This window comes from Nonomuraea solani (genome assembly GCF_900108335.1).
In the GTDB taxonomy this organism is placed as follows: Bacteria; Actinomycetota; Actinomycetes; order Streptosporangiales; family Streptosporangiaceae; genus Nonomuraea; species Nonomuraea solani.
This window is the reverse complement of record NZ_FNVT01000007.1, coordinates 315858-336265: the sequence shown is the minus strand read 5'-3', so window position 1 is coordinate 336265 and position 20408 is coordinate 315858. Positions and strand designations below refer to the sequence as shown.

Sequence of the window (20408 nt, the reverse complement as noted above, 5' to 3'; positions counted from 1 at the left end):
ATGGTGACCAGGACGTACCTGATCTGGACGTTCTTACGGGCCTCGTGCCATCGGGGCTACGTGCTGGTCTCCGGCCTGTACTTCGTCGTCGTCGCCCACCTGCCCGCCGGCGAGCTGCTCCTGCTCGGCACGGTCGTGGCCGTCACCATGCTGGCCTCGGACGCCCCCGCCGGCGTCTGGTCCGACGCGATCAGCCGCCGGTGGCCGCTGGCGACCGGGCACGCGCTGCTGGCCGCCGGCATGGTGACGACCGGCTTCGTGACCGCGTTCCCGTGGATCGTGGCCACGCAGGTGCTGTGGGGGCTGGGGTGGGCGCTCATGGCGGGGGCCGACGTCGCGTGGCTGACCGACGAGCTCGACGACCCCGCCGGGATCGCCCGCGCGCTGACCGCGGCGGCCCGCTGGGAGCTGGCCGGCGGCGCGGCGGGGATGGTCGCGTTCGGGGTGCTGAGCCTGGTCGCGGGCCCGGCGGCCGCGATCGCGGTCTCGGGCGCGGGCATGGCCCTGATCGGCCTGTACGTCGCCGCCCGCTTCACCGAACGGCACTTCACTCCGGTACGCCACAGGGCCGCCCCGGCGATCCTGCGGCGCGGGCTGGGCCTGGCCCGCCGCGACCACCAGATCCTGCTCGTGCTGGCCGCCACCACGACCGTCAACGGGGCCGGCGTGATCGGCTGGATCTTCCCCAGACGGCTCGTCGAGCTGGGCTTCCCCGGCGACCCCACGCTCTGGTACACCGCACTCGGCCTCCTCGCCTCCGTCGCCGGCGCGGTCACGCTGCGCCTGGTCGAGGCCCGCATCGACGGCGAAGGCGTCGCGCGGCGGGTCTACGCGCTCGCCTGCCTCGCCGGGGCGCTGGGGGCGCTCGTGCTGGCGTACGCGCCGGGCGCGCTCGTCGGCGGGCTCGGCGTGCTGCTCGTGAGCGGCGTCTGCTTCACCGTCACCCGGGCCGTCGGCGTCATCTGGGTCAACGGGCGCGTCACGAGCGACGTGCGGGCCACCGTGCACTCGTTCCTCTCCCAGGCCGAGAACACCGGGAAGATCGCCGGCGGGTTCGCGCTCACCGCCCTGGCGCAGGCCGCCGGCCCGGGGGCCACGCTGGTGACCTCGGCCGCGCTGATCGCCTGCGCGGGCGCGATGGTGGCGACACGGCGCTGAGGCGTTCGGTTCAACGTTCCTCGAAGGGAGCCGCCGCCAGGCGTTTCGTGGCTTAAGGTCCCTTCCGGTACGCCGGGTTCCGGGGGAAGGAAGGCACGCCACCATGACAGCGAGTCCGTGCGCGCGCTGCGGAACGCCGGTCCTGCCCGACCGGCAGGCGGCGGGCTTCTGGGTGGACCGATGGAACGGCCGCTTCTGCGGCGGCGACCAGCGCTTTCCCCACCAGGCCGCCAGCCGCGGCCCCGTCCCGTGGATCATCACCGGCTGCGTGGCGGCCGTGGCCGTCCTGCTGGGCGCGGCCGTCCTGGTCATCGTCCTGAACGGCGGCCAGAGGGACGATCCCGCCGCCGGGCAGGCCGCCCGCACCTGGGCGCCGGACGCCACGCCTGCCCCGAAGCCGAGCGTGACCAGGGCGCCCGAGGCCCCGGTGCCCTGCGATCCGGCCCTGGAGCGCGGCTTCTCTTGCTTCCCGGCCGCCTACCAGGGCCCCGCCCTCCTGCGCCGGATCGCCAAGGCGATGAAGTGGACCTGCTACCGGGCCGGGCAGAAGGACCGCAGCGGCACGAAGCTCAGGAACGCCGAGTGCCAGGGCGTCAACACCGTCGACCAGCCGTACACCAGGCGGGTGAGCCTGGGCTACGAGGCTCCGCCGAACAAGGACGACGGCACCATGAAAGAGGTCGTCATCGTGGCCTCGACCCAGGCCGTGAACCAGGGCACCACCGTGAAGAACACCACCAGGCTCGGGACCGACGCGTTCGACATCGCGGTGACCCATCTGTGGCCGGCCAACAAGGCGCTGCGGAAGGAGGCCAACAGGGCCCTCGCCAAGCTCCAGCGTGACTGCGCGCCGTCCGGGATGTCGGAGAAGGTCCGGCTCTCGGTCGGCTACGACATCTCGTGCTCCGTCCCCACCCCGATCTCGGTACGGCACGACGACGGCGAGGTCGTCACCACCATCACCCAGATTCTGCGCATCGACGCCCCCATCGACGCCTACGGCGACTGATGCGGCATGCGGGCGAACCCGGCTAGGGTAAGCCGCGAAGGGGAGGGGGCGACATGCGTACCAGGCTGCCTGCGGCGCTGCTCCTCCTCCTGTCGTGGTTCCTGCCGGCCACCGCCCACGCGCAGGCCGTCCAGCAGCTCACCGCCACCGCTCAGGCCACGTCCTGGCGGGCCGAGCAGCAGCACTCCGGGATGCGGCAGGTCCCGCACCCCGGCCCCGTCATGCGGGCGTGGGCCGGCCCCTACGGCGTCACCGGATCGGGCGCGGCCGTGCTCGGGTCCGGGCCGGCCGGCCACCGCCACGGCTGGGCCGTCGCCGTCGCGCCCGCGACCACCGACGCCCCCGCCCGCACCAGGCCGGACACCGCGCCGGCCAGGGCGCCTCCCTCCACCCGGTTCTGAAGCGTCTCTTTTCGCACGTCTGAGCCTGTGGAGGCTTCCATGTTCCGTGCGCCCTTCTGGCGTGCGGTGGCGGCTCTCGCCGTCATCGTGACCTCGATCATTCTGACCTTTACCATGTCGCCGCGCCTGGGGCTCGACCTCAGGGGCGGCACCCAGCTCGTCTTCGAGACGAAGGACTCCGCCACCGTCAAGGCCGACGCCGCGGCCACCGACCGTGCCATCAACGTGCTGCGCCAGCGGGCCGACGCGCTGGGCGTGGTCGATCCCACCCTGGTCCGTTCCGGTGAGCGGCGGATCATCGTCGAGCTGCCCGGCGTGCTCGACCCGGCGCAGGCGGCCGAGGTCATCGGCCGTACCGCGCAGCTCGCGTTCCATCCCGTCCTGGGCGCGGCCGAGCCCGGCGACAAGAGCGCGCCGCGCGACGAGAACGGCGTGCCGTACGAGCTCGGCCCCGCCGCGATCACCGGTGACGGCGTGAGCGACGCCGTCGAGCAGAGCGACCCCCAGCGCGGCCCCGGCTGGTGGGTGAGCCTCGAATTCCGGGACGCCGGCGCCTGGCAGCGGCTGACCGGCGAGGCGGCCTGCCGGTCGCAGGACGACCCGCGCCGGCGGATCGCCATCGTGCTCGACAAGGAGATCATCTCCTCGCCGCCGATGGACGCGTCGATCGCCTGCCGGACCGGCATCCCGGGCGGCCGTGCCGACATCACCGGCTCGTTCAGCCACGAGGAGGCGCGCGACCTGGCCGTGCTGATCAAGGGCGGCGCGCTGCCCGTACCACTGGACCTGGTCGAGCAGCGTACGGTCGGCCCGACGCTCGGAGCGGCGGCCATCGAGGCCAGCGCCAAGGCGGCGCTCGCCGGGCTGGTGCTGACCGCCGTGTTCATCGTCGCCGTCTACCGGATGGCGGGGCTGCTGTCGGCGATCGCGCTGCTCTGCTACGGGCTGATCTCGTATGCGGCGCTGGTGGCGATGGGGGCGACGTTCACGCTGCCGGGGCTGGCCGGGTTCGTGCTGGCCATCGGCATGGCCATCGACGCCAACGTGCTGGTCTTCGAACGGGCCAGGGAGGAGTACGGCCAGGCGCCGGGCCGCGGACTGCGGCCGGCGCTCGACCGGGGGTTCAAGAACGCCTGGAGCGCGATCGCCGACTCCAACGTCACCACGCTGATCGCCGCCGGCCTGCTGTTCTGGCTGGCCTCGGGGCCGGTCAAGGGCTTCGGCGTGACGCTGGCCGTCGGCGTGCTGGCCTCGCTGGTGTCGGCCATGCTGATCACCCGCGTGCTCGCCCACGCCGTCATCGACCGGGTCGGGCCGCGCCTGTCGGGGCTGGGCTCGCCCGGAGCCGTACGGACCTGGCTGACGCGCAGGAGCCCGCAGCTCATGAAGGCCGGGAAGGTGTGGCTGGCGATCGCGGCCGGGGTAGCGGCGGTGGCCGTGGCCGGCCTGCTCGTCCGCGGGCTCAACTACGGCGTGGAGTTCACCGGCGGGCGGCTCGTGGAGTTCGCCACGAGCCGGCCGCTGTCGGCGGACGCCGCCGGGCAGGCGGTCACCCGGGCCGGGGTGCCGTCGGCGGTGGTGCAGGCGACCGGCGACGGCGTCACCGTACGCGCCGGGCGACTCGGCATCGACGAGGTGAGCAGGATCGAGCAGGCCCTTGAGCGGCAGGGCGGCGAGGTGACCAAGCGGCGCGAGGAGTTCATCGGCCCCAGCCTGGGCGAGGAGCTGCGCCGTAACGCCCTCGTGGCGCTCGGGGTGGCGGTGGCCATGCAGCTCGCGTACCTGGCGGTGCGTTTCAGGTGGACGTTCGGGGCGGCGGCCGTGATCGCGCTGCTCGTGGACGTGATCCTGGTGGCCGGGCTGTTCGCCTGGCTGGGCAAGCCGATCGACGGCGTGTTCCTGGCCGCCATGCTGACCATCGTCGGCTATTCGGTCAACGACAAGGTGGTGGTGTTCGACCGGGTCAGGGAGCTGTGGACGGCCCGCCGTGGCGAGCCTTTCGCGGCGGCGGTGAACGGCGCGATCCTGCAGACGATGCCGCGCACCGTGAACACCGGTCTCGGCGCGCTGTTCATCCTGCTCGCCCTGATGGCCTTCGGCGGCGACTCGTTGCGCGACTTCGCGATCGCCCTGGTGACCGGCATCGTCGCGGGCACCCTGTCGTCGGCCTTCGTCGCCGGGCCGACGGCCATCCTGCTCGGCCGGTTCGACCGCCGCCCGGCGCCCGAACCGGCCAAGCCCCGCGTCAGCCGGCCCCGCGAGGGCAGCGGCGCCGTCGTGTGACACCCCTGACCGGCCCTCAGGAGAGCGTGCGCTCCTGAGGGCCGGTGTAGGCGACGCGGCGGTACCACTCGTTCGACAGGAGCTGGGCGCGGGCCTGCTCGGGCAGCGCGGTCAGCATGGTCATCGACGCGCCCCGCCCGACCTCGGACTCGTGCGCGTGCATCGCGGCCCACTTGCGCTCCGCCCACGGGGAGACGTCCAGGTGCGTGGTGATCTGGTCGTCGGGCACGCCGGGCAGGGTCTGGCCCGGGGCCGGGGGCGCGCCGAAGACCGACTCCCACTGCGACTCCACGACCGACCGGGGAAGGGTCGACAGGTAGAGGGCGCGCGGCCGCCACGGGTCGCCGGCCTCCGGATAGAGCTGGTCGTAGCCGGCGGCCTCGACCGCGGCCATGGTCACCCGGTGCACGTGGACGTGGTCGGCGTGGCCGGAGGAGCCGTAGCCGTCGAACGTGAGCACGACGTCCGGCCGTACGCTCCTGATGTGCTCGACCAGCAGCCCCACGGCCTCGTCGAGTGGGACGTCCACGAAGCGCGGGCGGCCGGGCGCGGACTCCGGCTTGCCGGCGTCGGCGTAGCCGAGCAGCCGGGGCTTGCCCGCGCCGAGAAGGTCGAGGGCGCGCTCCAGCTCGCCCGCCCGGTTCGTCCCTTCGGCCCAGGTGCAGGTCACGACCGCCGTCCTGGCGCCCTCGTCGGCGTAGCGGGCCAGGGTGCCGCCGGTCCAGATCGACTCGTCGTCGGGGTGGGCGTGTACGCACAACAGGCTCAGATCCATGCCGATCAAGGTTACCGGTGGCGAGGTCGCGGGGAAGAGAACCGGCATGGAGGTGCTGAGCAGCCGGGTGCTGCTGCGTCCGAACGACCTGGCGAGCAGCCGCCGCTTCTACGCTGAGACGCTCGGCCTGGCGATCTACCGCGAGTTCGGCCCGCCCGAGCATCCCGGCGTGGTCTTCTTCCTGGGCCAGGGGTTCCTGGAGCTGTCCGGCCACCCCGACGACGGCGCCGGCCCGGGGGTGTCGCTCTGGCTGCAGGTGCGCGACGTCGCCCGCGAGGAGGAACACCTCAGGAAGGCGGGCGTGACCGTGCTGCGCGAGGCGCGCCAGGAGCCGTGGGGCCTCATCGAGCTGTGGATCGCCGACCCCGACGGCCACCGCATCGTCCTGGTGCAGATCCCGGGCGACCACCCGCTGCGCCGCGACACCCGCTGAGCCCTCGAACGGCCACCGCTTCGACGGCGGGGTCTCGGTGCGCGGCGGGACGGCCGGCAGGGACGTCCATCGAGGGAAAATCCATCGAGCCGGGACGGGTCCCGGCTCGATCACGGCAGACTGGCGGCGCCGACCCCTTCGGAGCAAGGAGGATCATGTTCGCCAAGATCGCCGCCCTCACCGTCGCCGCGTCCCTCGCCCTGGCGCCGGCCGCCGCCACCGCCGCCACCGCCGCCACCGCCGAGACGGCCGCCCGCCCCAACCTGCGGGCCTGCTACGACGGCAATTGCAAGCTCACCATCACCAAGGCGGTGTCGTTCCGGGTCAGCCCCCGCTTCGGCATCACCAGACTCCGGATCAGCTTCACCGGCTCCACCGTGAGCATCCGGGGCACCAGCGCCCGCACGATGTCGCAGACGGTGATCGGCCGCAACGCCACCGGGTCGGTCAACGGCATCGGCGTCCGCATCATCTCGCTGTCCGCCGGCAAGGCGGTGCTGCGGCTGAAGCCCGGGCGCTGATCAGGAGCCGTCGCGCATGAGCAGCACCGCGATGTCGTCGGAACGCGCCTCCGTGACCGGGTCGATGAGCGCACTCGCGAGGTCGTACAGGGGCTGACCGGCCGTGGGATTGAAGCGGTGGGCCAGCGCCGCCATGGCGTCGCCGATGTCGAGGCCGGGTGCCTCGACGAGGCCGTCGGTGTAGAGGGTCAGCACCGAGCCGACCGGCAGATTGATCTCCGTCGTGGGGTAGCCGGCGTCGGGGTCGATGCCGAGCAGCAGGCCCGGCGAGATCTCGATGATCTCGGCGGGCCCGCCGACCAGCCCGAGCAGCGGCGGAAGGTGCCCCGCGCTGGCCAGGCAGGCGGTGTGCGTCTGCAGGTCGAGGCTGACGTACAGGCAGCTCGTGAAGCGGTCCGGCGACAGCTCGATGAGCAGCCGGTTGGTGTGCGCGAGCACCTCTCCGGGCGAGGCCCCCGCGGTGGCGTGGGCGTGGATGGCGGTGCGCACCTGGCCCATGAGGGCGGCGGCGGTCACGTCGTGGCCCTGGACGTCGCCGATGACCGCGGCGGCCATCGTGTCGCTGAGCCGGATCAGGTCGTAGAAGTCGCCGCCGATGTCCATGCCCGGGGTGGCGGGCACGTAGCGGGCGGCCACCTCCAGGTTCGGGATGCTGGGGAGCTCGCGGGGCAGCAGGCTCGACTGCAGGAACTGGGCGATCTGGTGCTTGGTGTCGTACATGCGGGCCCGCTCGAACGCCTGGGCGATCACCCCGGCGAGCGCGGTCAGCGAGGCCCGCTCGTCGGTGCTGAACCGGTGCGGACGGTCGTAGGCGAGCACGCACGTGCCGATGGGCCGGCCCGAGGTGACCAGCGGCAGGAACGCCCACGCGCACATGTCGTCGGAGCGGATGGCGCCGGGATAGGTGGCGCGCAGCTCGTCCCAGTCGGCGAAGAAGCCCGGCTGGGTGGGGTCGAACGACTTGCTGGTGGGGATCGGCGGCATCACGGGCCGGCCGTCGAAGTCGTTGATGGCGGCCCGGGTGTAGCCGCGCGAGGCCTCCACGTGCACGCGGTCGCCCTTGGTGGTGAGGATGGCCAGGGCCTGCACGTTGTAGACCGGCATGACGTGGTCGGCGACCAGGTCGATGACCTCCTGCGCGGTGATCGCCCTGGCCAGGCTGGTCGCGAGCTGCAGGATCTCGTGCACCATGATCAGCCGGGGCCGCCGCTCGTTCTCCGCCACGATGTCGGGGACGCGGGTGGCGGTGCCGGGGCTGATGCGCACGGTGATGCCCGTCAGGCCCGGATAGAGCCAGAACGACAGGTTCCGCCCGGCGGGGTTGCGGACCTGGAAGTGGGTGACCTGCCGGCTGACGACCGCGGCTCGGTAGCGGTCCTCGTACACGGGGTCGTCCAGCCAGGGCAGCGCCTCCCACGGGCGCCGGCCGAGCAGCTCGGACGAACAGCTCCCCAGCAGGTCGCAGGCCGGCGCGCTGACGACGGTCACGCGCCCCTCGACGTCCAGTGAGCAGAACCCCTCGGGCAGGCGGTTGAGGCATTCGAGCGCGACCATGCCGGCCCGCCGGTCCGTCTTGTGCACGGGACACGGGTCGAGCACGCGGGGCCTGGACGGGGCGGCGATCGGCCGGCCCGCCTCGGCCGCCCGTTCGAGCAGGCCGGCGATGTCGGTGCAGGCCTCCTCGATGACCTCGCGCTGGCGCGCGGTGAGCTCGGCCGCGTGCCCGGCCGGCCACAGGAGCATGAATCCGCCCCAGATGACGTCGCCGGTGCTGATGGGGGTGAGCGCCGCCGCGAAGTGGTACGGCAGGGCCAGCGCCGCCGCCGGGAAGTCGCGGGCCAGGTGCTCGCGGCCGCTGATCCAGATCAGCCGCCGCTCGCGGATCGCCACGGCGACCGGTACGGGATCGTTCGTCCTGATGCGAGACCACGCCCTGGCGATCGGCGCGGGCAGGCCGAGCTCGGTGGTCATCTGCAGGACCTCGCAGTCCTCGTCCAGGAGGTAGACCGCGCCGATGTGCGCTCCCGCACAGATGATGGCCTCGATCAGCAGGTCGTCCAGGCGCTGCGACTCGTCCGCCGCGCCAGGACCCGAGGTGCGCTCGTCCCGCACCGCCTCAGCACGCCCCGCTCACGACCTTGAACCCCCCATAGTGGCAGGATACCCGCATTGGCGTAGCAGGGCACTTACTGTACGTTAATGCCCTGGTATGGCGAACAGGTAGTTGCGCCGCCGCGTGGTCACCTCCTTTGTGCGGCTCCAGCGCCCCCGATGCCACACGTGCATGTGATATCCGCGATCGAGCAGCGACCCGGCCACCTCGCCCGCGCTCCTGCCGTACTTGCCCAGGTGCCGCTCCTCGATCTCCAGCAGCAGCGCGGGCCGGTGCTGCTCGATCGTCCACGCGGCCCCGTCCAGCACGTCGAGCTCGGCCCCCTCCACGTCCAGCTTCATGAAGTCCACCCGCGACAGCTCCCGCAGCTCGCACACCCCGTCGACGGTGTGCACGGCCACCTCCAGCGTCTTGCCGCCCGGCCGCCGCAGCCCCTTCTCCAGATGGGCCCAGCCGTGGATCGGCAGCCCGAACCGGTACGGCAGCACCAGCCGCTCCCACCCCGACGACGAGCCGAGCGCCGCGTTGGTGACCCGCACGTTCCGCGCCCCTGCCGCCCGCAGCCCGGCCTCAAGGATCCGGTACGGCACCGGCAGCGGCTCGAAGCCGTGCACCTGCCCGGCCGGCCCGGCGAGCCTGGCCAGCGGATAGGTGTACATCCCGTACGCGGCCCCGATGTCGAAACAGACCGCCCCCGGCCGGACGAACTCGGCCAGCCCCAGCAGTTCGGGTTCGCTCAAGGACATCCGCGCCCCGGTCCTGAGCAGGGCGTCCGCCGCTCTTACACGCATCATGCGGGCGACCGTAGGCGGGGGAGGGGCGGCGCCACATCCCCTTCAGGTACGCATTCCGGGCCTCCGCCGTGCCCCCGAGGGGGGAGAGCCGGGCACGACGAGCCCGCTCTCGTACGCGAGCACCACCGCCTGCGCCCGGTCGCGCAGCCCCAGCTTGGTGAAGATCCGCCCCACGTGCGACTTCACCGTCTCCGCCGCGATCGTCAGCTCCCCGGCGATCTCGGCGTTGGCCAGCCCGGCCGCCACCAGCCTGAGCACGTCCAGCTCGCGCGCGGTCAGCGCGTTGAGCCGCAGCGCCTCCCGCTCGTCGACCGGCCGCCTGGCCGCGAACTCCTCGATGAGCCTGCGGGTGACCGAGGGCGCGAGCAGCCCCTCGCCGCCGGCGACGACGCGGACCGCGGTGATGAGGTCGGCCGGCGGGGCGTCCTTGAGCAGGAAGCCGCTGGCCCCGCCGCGCAGGGCGGCGTAGACGTAGTCGTCGATGTCGAAGGTGGTCAGGATCACCACCTTCGTCGCGCGCCCGGCCTCGGTGATGCGGCGGGTGGCCTCAAGGCCGTCGAGGTTCGGCATGCGCACGTCCATGAGCACGACGTCGGGGCGCAGCTCGCGGGCCATCGCCACCGCCTCCAGGCCGTCCGCGGCCTCGCCCGCCACCCGCAGGTCGGGCTGCGCGGAGAGCAGGGCCGCGAACCCGGCCCTGATCATCGCCTGGTCGTCGGCGACCAGCACCGTGATCATTCGTCTCCCTCTGGTAGCACCGCGCGCACGGCGAAGCCGCCCTCGCCGGTGGCGGCCGCCGTCAGCCGCCCGCCGAGCGCCGCCACCCGCTCGCGCATGCCGATCAGCCCGAGCCCGGAGCCGGGGGTGGCGGCCGGAGCGGCGGGGGGTTCGTTCACCACCTCGACGGTCAGCTCCCCGTCGCCGCCGGAGATGGTGACCGTGGTCCTGGCGCCGGGGGCGTGCCGTACGACGTTGCTCAGGGCCTCCTGGACGATCCGGTAGGCGGTGAGCGACACCACCGGCGAGGGCTCCTGGGTGCCGATCTTCAGCTTCACGGGGACGCCCGCCCGCCGTACCGACTCCACGAGCCCGCCGAGCTCGCCCAGCCCCGGCTGCGGAGTGGTGCCGGGATGAGTGCCGGCGCCGCGCAGCGCGCCGAGCAGGTGCCGCATGTCGCGCAGCGACTCGCGTGCGGCCACGTTGATCTCCCCGAACTCGCGGGCGGCCGCCTCGCTCACGCCGCCCTCGATCCGGTACGGCGCGCTGGCCGCCTGCACGGCGATCACCGACATGTGGTGGGCCACCACGTCGTGCAGCTCCCTGGCGATGCGCGAGCGCTCCTCCAGGATCCGCCGCCGGCCCAGCTCCTCGGCGACCCGCAGGGTGTGCAGCAGCCGCATCCGCCTGGTGTGGCCCAGCAGCGTGGCGACCAGGAGGGCCAGCGCCCAGCTCAGCAGGCCCCTGGCGAGCCGGTCGGGCTCCAGGTTCAGCAGCGTCGTCACGGGGAGGACGGCCGCGAGCGTCAGCGCGAAGGCGGGCACGGTCACCCGCCGGGGCGACGACAACGCCAGCACGTACATCACCGGCGCCTGCGACAGCATCTGGTCGAACAGCCATGGCTCCGGCACGAGCGGGCTGTCCAGCGCCAGTCCCAGCCCGAGGAGCGCGACGTGCGCCACCACCATGGCGGCCCACGCGGGTAACGGCCGGTACCACGCCCACAGCACCGGCGCGGCGATCATGGCGGCGGCCGGCACGGCCAGCACGCCGAACCCGGAGCTGACCGACAGCAGCAGCGCGTCGTGGACCAGGAGCGCCACGGCCGCGGCGGCGAACGGCCAGCGGCGGAGCACCGGCCGCCCGGTCTCCGGCGAAATGGGCACCCGGATTACCCCCATACGGCCTAGCCTAGGGGCCGCCGGGGACCTCCAGGCCGAGCTCCCGCCCGAGCAACTGGTGCATGTGCGCGCGGAAACGCCGCAGGTGCTGCCGATCCTCCGGGCCGCGCCGGGTGCCCGTCCCGTTGAGCACCCCGCTCAGCGAGAACCCCTGGATGCACCAGACCATCGTGTACGTGGTGTACAGCGCGTCGGCGCCGATCGGCTCCGCCAGCGTGCTCACGGCGTCCACCGCGGCCTGGGTCAGCGGCTGGGCGTTGTCGGAGTCGGGGTCCGCGATGTCGCTGGCGTCGGACAGCCAGCGGTGCATCCACAGCGCGGGCACCTCGGGATGGTCGACGCACAGGTCGATGTAGCCGTCGATGAACCGGTGCAGCGCCTCCGCCCGCCCTTCTGGAGGGGCCGCCGCCAGCTCCGCGGAGCGCGCCTCGATGACGTCGGCCAGCAGCCGGTGGGCCAGGCCCATGACCTCCAGATAGAGGTGTCGCTTGTCGGTGAAGCAGGCGCCGACGGCCGCCGTGTCCACCCCAGCCGCCTCGGCGATCTGCGCCAGGTCGGTGCCGTCGTAGCCGAGTGCGGAGAACAGGCTGGTCGCGGACCGCAGGATCGACTCCCGCTCTTCTGGAGAGTGCATGCACGTGACCCTAGGCGGGAAGCGCCGGGCGGCCTATGACTTGATCGACAAGCAGGGGTAAAACCCGAAAGGCACCCCCGCCGGTCAGCGCCGCCGGAAACGTTCGGTATCGTGCCGAAAATTTCCAAGGAGGCCGCGTACATGCACTGGGTCACCACGTGGACGGCGATGCCGCAGCTCACCGAGCCGGACAACCTGCCGCCCCCGCCGTACGCCAAGGAGGGGCTGGTCCTCGCCGACACCACGCTCCGGCAGACGCTGCGGGTGTCGGCCGGTGGGCGGCGGGTGCGGCTGCGCCTGTCCAACGCGTTCGGCGGCGCGCCGCTGCCGCTCACCCGCGTGACGGTGGCGCTCCCGGACGGCGGGGCGGGCGCGAGCGCGATCAGGCCGGGGACCTGTAAGCCGGTGACGTTCTCCGGGCGCGCCTCCATGGTCGTGCCGATGGGCGCGCACGTCGTGTCGGACCCGGTGGACCTCGATCTCGCCCCCGGCTCCGTCCTGACCGTGTCGGCCTACCTCGCGAAGGGCCTGGCCTCCTCCGCCCTCACCTCGCACCCCGGCTCCAGGACCACCTCCCACCTGGCCACGGGCGACCACACCGAGGCCGGCGACCTGCCCGGCGCGACCCCCGTCGATCACTGGTACCTGCTCAGCGGGGCCGAGGTGTGGTCCGGCGCGGCCACGCTCGTCCTGCTCGGCGACTCGCTGACCGACGGCAGGGGGTCCACCACCAACGGCGACGACCGCTGGCCCGACCAGCTCTTCGACCGGCTGCCCGGCGGCGTCGCGATCGCGAACCAGGGCGCGGGCGGCAACCGGGTGCTGAACGACGGCCTGGGCCCGAGCGCCCTGGCCCGGCTGGACCGCGACGTGCTCGCGCAGAGCGGCGCGCGGTGGCTGGCCGTCTTCGAGGGCGTCAACGACCTCGGCACGGCGGAGCCCGCCGCGCAGCGCGAGACGGTCGCCGACCTGATCGCCGCCTACGAGCAGATCATCCTGCGCGCCCACGCCCGCGGCCTCCTTGTGTACGGCGCCACCCTCACCCCTTTCGGCGGCCACTCCTACGACGACCCGGGAGGTCACCGTGAGGCGGCCCGGCAGACGGTCAACGCCTGGATCCGCGACTCCGGCCGGTACGACGCCGTCATCGACTTCGACCGCGCGGCCCGCGACCCGGCCGACCCCCGCAGGCTGCGCGCGGACTGCGACGAGGGCGACCACCTGCACCTGAGCCCGGCCGGCTACCGCACCCTGGCGCGGGCGTTCCCCCTCGAACTGCTCAGGCCAGAATCCGGGTGAGCCCGTCCTCGAAGCGCTCGTCGAAGGTGGCGTCGGTGAGGTGGCCGAGGGCTTCGCGCAGGGCCGGGTAGGAGCCCCGCGCGACGGCGTCGCGCAGCCGGGAGGCGTCTCCGGCGGGCATGCCCTGCTCCTCCTGGGCGAGCCCGAGCGTGAAGTAGGCCAGCGCGTTGAGCGTCCAGGCCGCCTCGCGCGGTGTCGCGCCGCCGTCCATCAGCGCGGCCACCACCGCGTCGGCGAAGCGCAGGGTGCCGGGTTCGGCCGCGTAGGTGCCCGCGACCAGCGCGGCGCCGTCCCGATGGCTCGTCAGTGCGCGCCGGTAGCGCCGCATCAGCTCCCTGACCCGCTCCGGCGGTGACGCCGGCAGGTCCTGGAGCGAGATCTCGGCGGCGATCGCGTCCGCCATCAGCTCCAGCAGCCCGGCCTTGGTCTTGACGTGCCAGAGCACGGTGTTCATGCGCACGCCGAGCAGTCCGGCGACGGCGCGCGTGGTGACGGCCTCCAGCCCCTGGTCGTCCAGCAGGCGCAGGGCCGCCGCGACGACGGTGCCCGGGTCGAGGGTTTGCCTTTTGGTCACTGACCTAGTTTACTCGGCCTTCCAGAGTTGGTCAGTGACCAAGGAGGTTCTCATGGATCCCGTCATCGTCGTCGGCGCCGGGCCGACGGGGCTGTGGCTGGCGGCCGAGCTGCGGCTGCACGACGTACCGGTGATCGTGCTGGAGGCCCGCGTCGAGCGTGATGAGCACTCCAAGGCGATCACCGTGCACCCCAGGACGCTGGAGATCCTCGCCATGCGGGGGATCGCCGGGCGCTTCGTCTCGGCCGGGATGCCGATCCCGGTCGGGCATTTCGCGGGGCTGCCCGACCGCATGGACTTCGGCGTGCTCGACGGGCCCTATCCGTACACGCTGTTCCTGCCGCAGGCGCGTACCGAGGAGCTGCTGGAGGAGCACGCGGTGGCGCTGGGCGCGACGGTGCTGCGCGGGCACCGGGTGACGGGCCTGGAGCAGAGAACGGACGCGGTGACCGTGCGGGTGACGGGACCCAGCGGGGCCTACGACGTGCGCGCCTCCTACGTCGCCGGCTGCGACGGCACCCGCAGCACGGTCAGGGAGGCGGCCGGCATCGCCTTCCCCGGGACCGAGGCCACGGCCTGGGGGTGGCTGGGGGACGTCGTCCTCGACGACCCGCCCGCCGGGCCGCTCAGCGCGTCGGGCCCCGACGGGCTCGCGATGGTGGTCCCGCTGCCCGGCGGCGCGCACCGCTTCGTCGGCCTGAACCCCGAGGACCTGCGCCCGGAACACCCCGGCGAGCTGCGCCTTGAGCGGCTCCGCGAGAAGGTCCGGCGCGTGCTCGGCACCGACCACGGCATGCGCGACCCCCGGTGGCTCTCCCGCTTCGGCAACGCCGCCCGCCAGGCCGCCGCCTACCGCGCGGGCCGGGTCGTGCTGGCGGGCGACGCCGCGCACATGCACTTCCCCGCCGGCGGGGTGGGGCTGAACGTGGGCCTCCAGGACGCCGCCAACCTGGGCTGGAAACTCGCCGCGACGATCCGGGACGCTCACGGCGACCTGCTGGACACCTACCACGCCGAACGCCACCCCGTCGGCGCGCGGTTGCTGGCGCACACGCAGGCGCAGACCGCGCTCATGGCCGGCTTCTCCGCCGACGGGCAGGCGCTGCGCGCGGTCTTCAGCGCGCTCATCGCCGAGGTCCCCGAGCTGTCGCGGGCCCTGGCCGGGCGGCTCTCCGCGCTCGACGTCCGGTACGACGTACCGGACGCCCATCCGCTGGCCGGCACCCGCGCCCCCGACCTCGCCTTCACCGGCGGCACCGGCCTGTTCGCCCTCATGCACGCCGGCCGGCACGTCCTGCTCGACCTGTCGGGCGGCCATCCGGAGATTCCGGGCGCCGACCGCCACGGCCTCCGCCTGGCCGAGCCGGTCGCCGGCTGGGAAGACGTAAGCGCCGCCCTCGTACGCCCCGACGGCCACATCGCCTGGGCGCGATAGCCCCTTGCCAAGCGTGCGCGGAATCTCTAGCGTATGCGGATGTGTCCCCCGGACACTGAATGTCTCGGGGAAACATCATCGTACGAAGGAGATCGTCATGTCCAACGCCATCTGGATCAACCTGCACGTCAAGGACGTCAAGGCGGCCGTCGACTTCTTCCGCGCCCTCGGTCTGGAGATCGACGACGAGTTCACCAACGAGCAGGCCGGCTGCGTCAACGTCGCCCCCGGCGCGAAGGTCCTGCTCGTCTCCGAGGACTTCTTCACCTCCGTGACCGGCAAGAGGCTTCCGAACCTCGACGTCGCCCAGGAGGTCGCGCTGGCGCTGGAGGCCGACAGCCGTGAGCACGTCGACCAGCTCGTCGACCTGGCCCGCGACAACGGTGGCAAGGAGTCGAAGGAGCCGGAGGACCACGGGTTCATGTACTCCAGGGGCTTCCGCGACCTCGACGGCCACCTGTGGAACGTCATGTACATGGCCGTGGAGGCGTGAGCCCCTTTCGCGCGCCCGGTAGTGTCCGGTGTACACCAGTGCGTACACTGGACAGTCCGGAAGCGTGAAGGAGGGCCAATGGCGGCCGCGGACCAGAACGGCATCGTCGACCTGCTGTGGGGGCAGCTCGGCAAACAGCCCGCTCCGGCGCGGCCCTCGCTCAGCCTGCCCGCCATCGTGGCCGCGGCGACCGCCATCGCCGACGCCGAGGGCATCGACGGGGTGTCCATGCAGCGCGTGGCGGGCGACCTCGGCTTCACGAAGATGTCCCTCTACCGGTACGTCTCCAGCAAGGCCGACCTGGTCGCCGTCATGGTCGAGAGCGCGGTCGGGGCCCCGCCCGACCTGTCGCGGGTGGAGGGCGGCTGGCGGGAACGGCTACTGGAGTTCAGCCGCCTGCTCGCCGCCGTCTGGCAGCGCCACCCGTGGCTGCCGTGGGCGACCCTGGGCGAGCGGGTCATGGGGCCCAGGGAGGTCGGCTGGGTCGAGGCGGCCGTCGGAGCGCTGGACGGCACCGGGCTGTCGGGCGGTGAGCGGATGGACGCGGTGTTCCTGCTGTTCGGGCACCTGCGCAACACCGAGTCGCTCACCACCTCGGGCACCCAGCCCTGGACCTCCGACCGCCGCCCGAGCGACGCCTTCGCCCGCATCCTCGACCGCCACGGCGCCACCTTCCCCGCCCTGGCCGCCGCCATCGGCGACCTGGGCGACGCGCCCCACGACAACGGGCGCGCGTTCGGCCTGGCCTGCATCCTCGACGGCCTCACCGCCCGGATCGACGCCAAGCCCTGACCTTCATGGGGGTCCGTGAGCGATCCTGACGAGATCCGCGACCAGGTGCTCCCGCGCTACGCATCGGGCCCTCGACCGGTGGGGCGCCGTTCGAACATCGACCTTCTTGGCGACCGCCATTCCCGCCGGTTGCCGATCGTGCAACCATTTCCGCTATCTGGAGCAGGTACGCGCGCTGCCCGGCGAGATCGACCCCCACCCGCCGGAGGAATTCGAACGATTGCGCTGGTTTCCGCTGCCCGCCTGCACAAGCCCGGGGAAAGCGAATTCCATTAACACGCGACGGTAACGATTACCTGTGAAAGCAGTCCCTGGATATGCCCCTTTCGTATTTCCCGTGGAACGCTTCAGGCGGCAGGCAGACGGCAGGAATCGGGTGAGGCCGGGTGGCATCGACTAACGGGGGATCGTTCTGGCGGCGGCTGCGCAGGCTGACCGCCTCGGTCGCCGGGGCCACCGCCCTGGCACTGGTCGTGGCGAGCTGTGGCCGGCCGGCCGAGCCGCCCCAGGGGAGCGCGTCTCCGCAAGAGCCCACCGCGCAGGAGACGGCCGAGACCGTCAAGGCGCCGGCGGTCGAGGAGGGCTGGCCCCGCTGGGGGCTCACGCACACCGGCGTCAGCGCCAACAACATCACCCGGGAGTTCGAGCAGGTCGTGGCCGGCCGCCTGCAGCGCACGCCGATGCTGCAGAACCAGCACATCATGGGCTTCGGCGCGCTCAACCCCGAGCCGTACCCCGGCCAGTATTTCTGGGAGGACCTCGACAGCCGGCTCAACCTCATCACGCAGTCGCGCGGCACGCCGATCATCACGCTCTGCTGCGCCCCCGACTGGATGAAGGGCGGCCCCGAGGGACCCACCGAGGACTCGGCCTGGGGCGAGCATCTGGAGGACGCCCCCTACCCGGAGCACTTCGACGACTTCGCCAAGCTGTCGGCGGCCGTCGCCGAGCGGTTCAAGGACGTCAAGTACTTCATGGTGTGGAACGAGCTGAAGGGCTTCTGGAAGGACCACGCCAAACCGGCGGACTTCAAGGGCTACACCGAGATGTACAACAAGGTCTACGACGCGGTGAAGAAGGTCCGGCCCGACGCGATGATCGGCGGCCCGTACATCGGGTTCGACAGCAACAAGAGCGGCGACTCCGAGCTGCGCGGCGACTGGGGGGTCGTCAACCAGAACGTCCTCGACGCCTTCAACTACTGGTACGAGAACAAGAAGGGCGCCGACTTCATCGTGGTCGACGGCGCCTCGCCCACCGACGCCCACGAGCTGCTGCCGGACGAGTTCGGGGCGCTGGCCAAGTTCGGGGCGGTCACCGAATGGCTCCGCAAGAAGGCCGGTGACCTGCCGATCTGGTGGTCGGAGTGGTATTTCGTGCCCGAAGACGGCACCAAGTGGGCCGAGCCCAAGCGGATGGCCGTCCAGGCCGCGTCCATGATGGAGTTCGCCCGCAGCGGCGCCGCCACCGCGCTGTACTGGAACCCGCAGGCCAAGGAGGGCACCTGCACGGGGTGCATGTGGGATCCGCGCAGCGGGAAGGAGACGCCGACCGGCAAGCTCGTCGCCGACTTCACCAAGTGGTTCCCGGCCGCGGCGCGACTCGACCCGGTCACCTCGTCCGACCCGGCCGTCCGGGTGCTGGCCCAGCCGCAGCAGTTGCTGCTGGTCAACACCACGGACGGCGACGTCACCACGACGGTGGACGGCAAGGAGTACTCGCTGAAGGCGTACGAGATCAAGTGGAGCGCCCGCTAGGTCAGACGTAACCCGTGGAGCCGTCGGGGCGGATCGGCAGCCTGCGCTCCCAATGCACGTAGTCGTCCGTCCCCAGCGCCGACTCGTCGATCTCCACGCCCCAGCCCGGTCGGTCGGGCCGCAGCTCCAGATACCCGTCCACCGGCAGGTACGGGTCCGGGCACCAGGTCGTCTCGCACGGCTTGTACTCCACCAGCTTGAGCCCGTGGTGCGTGGCGGCGAAGTGCACGTTGACCGCCGTGGCCAGCGGCCCCATGGGGTTGTGAGGCGCCACGCTGGCGTAGTGCGCCTCGGCGATGGTCGCGATCCTGCGCATCTGCGCCAGCCCGCCCACCACGCACACGTCCGGCTGCACGATGTCGGCCCCGCCCGCGCTCAGCAGGGCGAGGAAGTCCTGCGGCAGGAACAGCGACTCGCCGGTGGCCAGCGGCACGCTGAGCTGGTTGCGCAGGTGCCCCCAGGCCGGGATGTACTCGGGCCTGATGGGCTCCTCGAACCACAGCGGGTCGTACGGCGCCAGCGCGTTGCCGAGCTGGATGGCCTGGCGCGGCTCGAAGATGCGGGCGTGCGCCTCGAAGGCGAACTCCCACTCCGGCGGGTGGATCGAGCGGATCTCGGCGAAATAGTCGGCCGCCTCCTTGACCACGTTGCCCCAGCGGCCCGCGTACAGGTCGCGGCGGTAGGGGCTGAGCTTGAAGGCGGTGAAGCCGTACCGGTCGTTGTACTCCTGGGTGAGGTCGCGGCAGGCCGGCGGGTCGGGGGCGGTGTAGACACCGCAGTAGACCGGGACGCGGTCGCGGACGCTGCCGCCGAGCAGCATGTAGACCGGCAGGCCCGCCGCCTTGCCCGAGATGTCCCACAGGGCCTGGTCGATGGCCGAGATCGCGGCCAGCCCGATCGCGCCCGGCGGGAAGCGCGCCTCCTGCAGGAGCCGGCGCACCACGTACTCGACCCGCCGCGGGTCCACGCCCTCGATCTGCCGGAACATGTACTCCAGCACCGGCACCAGCGCGTGGTCGGGCCCGTGGTTGTAGGCCTCGCCCCAGCCGGACACGCCCTCGTCGGTCTCCACCTTCACCAGCAGGCGCGGGCGTTCGTCCACCCGCTGCATGTACGTCCGCAACGCGGTGATCTTCATACCGTTCCCTCCCAGGTGGCCAGGATCACGGCCACCTCCTCCCGGATCTCGGCGGGCAGCGCCCGGCTGGGCGGCCGCACGTCGCGGCGGCACAACCCGAGCTGGGCGAGGGCCTCCTTGACCACCGCCACGTTGTCGGCCGAGGCGTCCGCGCCGCGCAGCTCCTCGAACCGCCTGATCAGCTCCCATACCTCCATGGCGGCCGGATAGTCGCCGGCCCGCAGCGCGTCGCGCATCCGCAGCGTCAGCCCGGGCGCCGCGGTGACCAGGCCGGAGGTGAAGCCGCGGGCACCGGCCGCCCAGTACGCCGGCGTGTAGGGCTCCGCCAGCCCGCACAACCAGGCGAACCGCTCCAGCCCGGCGTCACGGGCCACCGAGGCGAATTGCACCGGGTCGGGCACCGCGTACTTGACGCCGACGACGTTCGGGCACGCCTCGCCCAGCCGCGCGATCTGCTCGCCGGTGACCCGGGGGCCGCGGACGTACAGGACGACGCCCAGGCCGGGCACCGCGTCGGCGATCCGCCGGTGGTAGTCCACCCAGCCGTCCGCCGACACGTACGGGTGCACGGGCTGATGCACCATCACCATGCGCGCGCCGTGCTCCCCGGCGTGCCGGGCGGACTCGACGGCCGAGGCCACGTCCAGCCCGACGCCGGCCAGCACGATCGCGTCCTCGCCGACGGCGGCGGCCGTGGATTCGAGCATCAGGCGCCGCTCGTCCGGGGTCAGCGCGTAGAACTCGCCGGTGTTGCCGTTCGGCGTGATCACGCCGACACCCGCGTCGACCAGCCGCCGCACGAGCTTGACGTTCGCGTCGAGATCGAGGCCGCCGGCCGCGTCGAACGGCGTCACGGTGACGGCCGCGACGTCGGCCAGCCGCTCGGTCAGTGAACGCATGA

Annotated in this window: 20 protein-coding genes; 11 read left to right on the top strand and 9 right to left on the bottom strand. The window is 72.6% G+C overall.

The annotated features are described in order from the left end of the window. The 4 genes from C4V41_RS26765 to secD all read left to right on the top strand — a co-directional run bounded on the left by C4V41_RS26765 (nt 1) and on the right by secD (nt 4851). On the top strand, nt 1-1158 hold the full coding sequence (locus C4V41_RS26765) for an MFS transporter (protein WP_103958686.1): 1158 nt from the start codon (nt 1-3) through the stop codon (nt 1156-1158). A 103-nt stretch (nt 1159-1261) separates the two neighbouring features. Then, nucleotides 1262-2167, top strand: a complete 906-nt coding sequence (locus C4V41_RS26760; RefSeq protein ID WP_103958685.1) for a hypothetical protein — start codon at nt 1262-1264, stop codon at nt 2165-2167. A 53-nt stretch (nt 2168-2220) separates the two neighbouring features. Next, nucleotides 2221-2568, top strand: coding sequence for a hypothetical protein (locus C4V41_RS26755; protein ID WP_103958684.1), 348 nt, complete (start codon nt 2221-2223; stop codon nt 2566-2568). A 39-nt stretch (nt 2569-2607) separates the two neighbouring features. Further along, on the top strand, nt 2608-4851 hold the full coding sequence (secD, locus tag C4V41_RS26750) for a protein translocase subunit SecD (protein ID WP_103958683.1): 2244 nt from the start codon (nt 2608-2610) through the stop codon (nt 4849-4851). 16 nt (nt 4852-4867) lie between these two features. Here the strand turns inward: secD and C4V41_RS26745 are convergent, their stop codons facing one another. Beyond that, nucleotides 4868-5626 carry a PIG-L family deacetylase gene (locus C4V41_RS26745; RefSeq protein ID WP_103958682.1) on the bottom strand — a complete coding sequence of 253 codons (759 nt, stop codon included), beginning with the start codon at nt 5624-5626 and terminating at the stop codon, nt 4868-4870. Nucleotides 5627-5672: 46 nt separating this feature from the next. Here C4V41_RS26745 and C4V41_RS26740 point away from each other — a divergent pair, with 46 nt between their 5' ends. Both C4V41_RS26740 and C4V41_RS62015 read left to right on the top strand, forming a co-directional pair. Beyond that, nucleotides 5673-6059, top strand: a complete 387-nt coding sequence (locus C4V41_RS26740) for a VOC family protein (RefSeq protein ID WP_103958681.1) — start codon at nt 5673-5675, stop codon at nt 6057-6059. Between the two features lie 155 nt (nt 6060-6214). Further along, nucleotides 6215-6580 (top strand): hypothetical protein, encoded by a 366-nt coding sequence (locus C4V41_RS62015; RefSeq protein ID WP_160150400.1) that lies wholly within the window; start codon nt 6215-6217, stop codon nt 6578-6580. Here C4V41_RS62015 and C4V41_RS26730 read toward each other — a convergent pair whose 3' ends face one another. The 5 genes from C4V41_RS26730 to C4V41_RS26710 form a co-directional block, all read right to left on the bottom strand. Then, nucleotides 6581-8692: a SpoIIE family protein phosphatase gene (locus tag C4V41_RS26730; RefSeq protein WP_235030396.1), complete on the bottom strand. Its 2112-nt coding sequence runs from the start codon at nt 8690-8692 to the stop codon at nt 6581-6583. It abuts the gene before it with no gap. 84 nt (nt 8693-8776) lie between these two features. Continuing rightward, nucleotides 8777-9487, bottom strand: a complete 711-nt coding sequence (locus tag C4V41_RS26725; RefSeq protein ID WP_103958680.1) for an FkbM family methyltransferase — start codon at nt 9485-9487, stop codon at nt 8777-8779. 42 nt (nt 9488-9529) lie between these two features. Further along, complete coding sequence (locus C4V41_RS26720; RefSeq protein ID WP_103958679.1) at nt 9530-10225, bottom strand: response regulator; 696 nt, start codon at nt 10223-10225, stop codon at nt 9530-9532. Next, a complete protein-coding gene (locus tag C4V41_RS26715) occupies nt 10222-11385 on the bottom strand; it encodes a sensor histidine kinase (RefSeq protein ID WP_103958678.1) in 1164 nt (387 codons plus the stop codon). The genes C4V41_RS26720 and C4V41_RS26715 overlap by 4 nt, the downstream gene beginning before the upstream one ends. A 10-nt stretch (nt 11386-11395) precedes the next feature. Then, entirely contained in the window at nt 11396-12019 is a 624-nt protein-coding gene (locus C4V41_RS26710) for a TetR/AcrR family transcriptional regulator (protein ID WP_103958677.1), read from the bottom strand. 111 nt (nt 12020-12130) lie between these two features. Between C4V41_RS26710 and C4V41_RS26705 the strand changes: the two genes are divergently transcribed. After that, entirely contained in the window at nt 12131-13318 is a 1188-nt protein-coding gene (locus C4V41_RS26705; protein ID WP_200824238.1) for an SGNH/GDSL hydrolase family protein, read from the top strand. Here C4V41_RS26705 and C4V41_RS26700 read toward each other — a convergent pair. Beyond that, on the bottom strand, nt 13299-13892 hold the full coding sequence (locus C4V41_RS26700; RefSeq protein ID WP_103958675.1) for a TetR/AcrR family transcriptional regulator C-terminal domain-containing protein: 594 nt from the start codon (nt 13890-13892) through the stop codon (nt 13299-13301). The genes C4V41_RS26705 and C4V41_RS26700 overlap by 20 nt on opposite strands. A 52-nt stretch (nt 13893-13944) precedes the next feature. On the opposite strand from C4V41_RS26700, the gene C4V41_RS26695 reads away from it, so the two are divergent. The 4 genes from C4V41_RS26695 (at nt 13945) to C4V41_RS26680 (ending at nt 18369) form a co-directional block, all read left to right on the top strand. After that, the gene (locus C4V41_RS26695; RefSeq protein ID WP_103958674.1) at nt 13945-15327 is read left to right on the top strand and encodes an FAD-dependent monooxygenase; all 1383 of its coding nucleotides are present in this window, start codon (nt 13945-13947) and stop codon (nt 15325-15327) included. 97 nt (nt 15328-15424) lie between these two features. Continuing rightward, complete coding sequence (locus tag C4V41_RS26690; RefSeq protein WP_103958673.1) at nt 15425-15820, top strand: VOC family protein; 396 nt, start codon at nt 15425-15427, stop codon at nt 15818-15820. Between the two features lie 78 nt (nt 15821-15898). Continuing rightward, nucleotides 15899-16612: a TetR/AcrR family transcriptional regulator gene (locus tag C4V41_RS26685; RefSeq protein ID WP_103958672.1), complete on the top strand. Its 714-nt coding sequence runs from the start codon at nt 15899-15901 to the stop codon at nt 16610-16612. Between the two features lie 386 nt (nt 16613-16998). Continuing rightward, nucleotides 16999-18369, top strand: coding sequence for a glycoside hydrolase family protein (locus tag C4V41_RS26680; RefSeq protein ID WP_103958671.1), 1371 nt, complete (start codon nt 16999-17001; stop codon nt 18367-18369). 1 nt (nt 18370) lies between these two features. Here the strand turns inward: C4V41_RS26680 and C4V41_RS26675 are convergent, their stop codons facing one another. Next, nucleotides 18371-19507: a mandelate racemase/muconate lactonizing enzyme family protein gene (locus C4V41_RS26675; protein WP_103958670.1), complete on the bottom strand. Its 1137-nt coding sequence runs from the start codon at nt 19505-19507 to the stop codon at nt 18371-18373. Further along, complete coding sequence (locus C4V41_RS26670; protein WP_103958669.1) at nt 19504-20406, bottom strand: dihydrodipicolinate synthase family protein; 903 nt, start codon at nt 20404-20406, stop codon at nt 19504-19506. Before C4V41_RS26670 ends, C4V41_RS26675 begins: the two co-directional genes overlap by 4 nt. Nucleotides 20407-20408 lie beyond the last annotated feature (2 nt).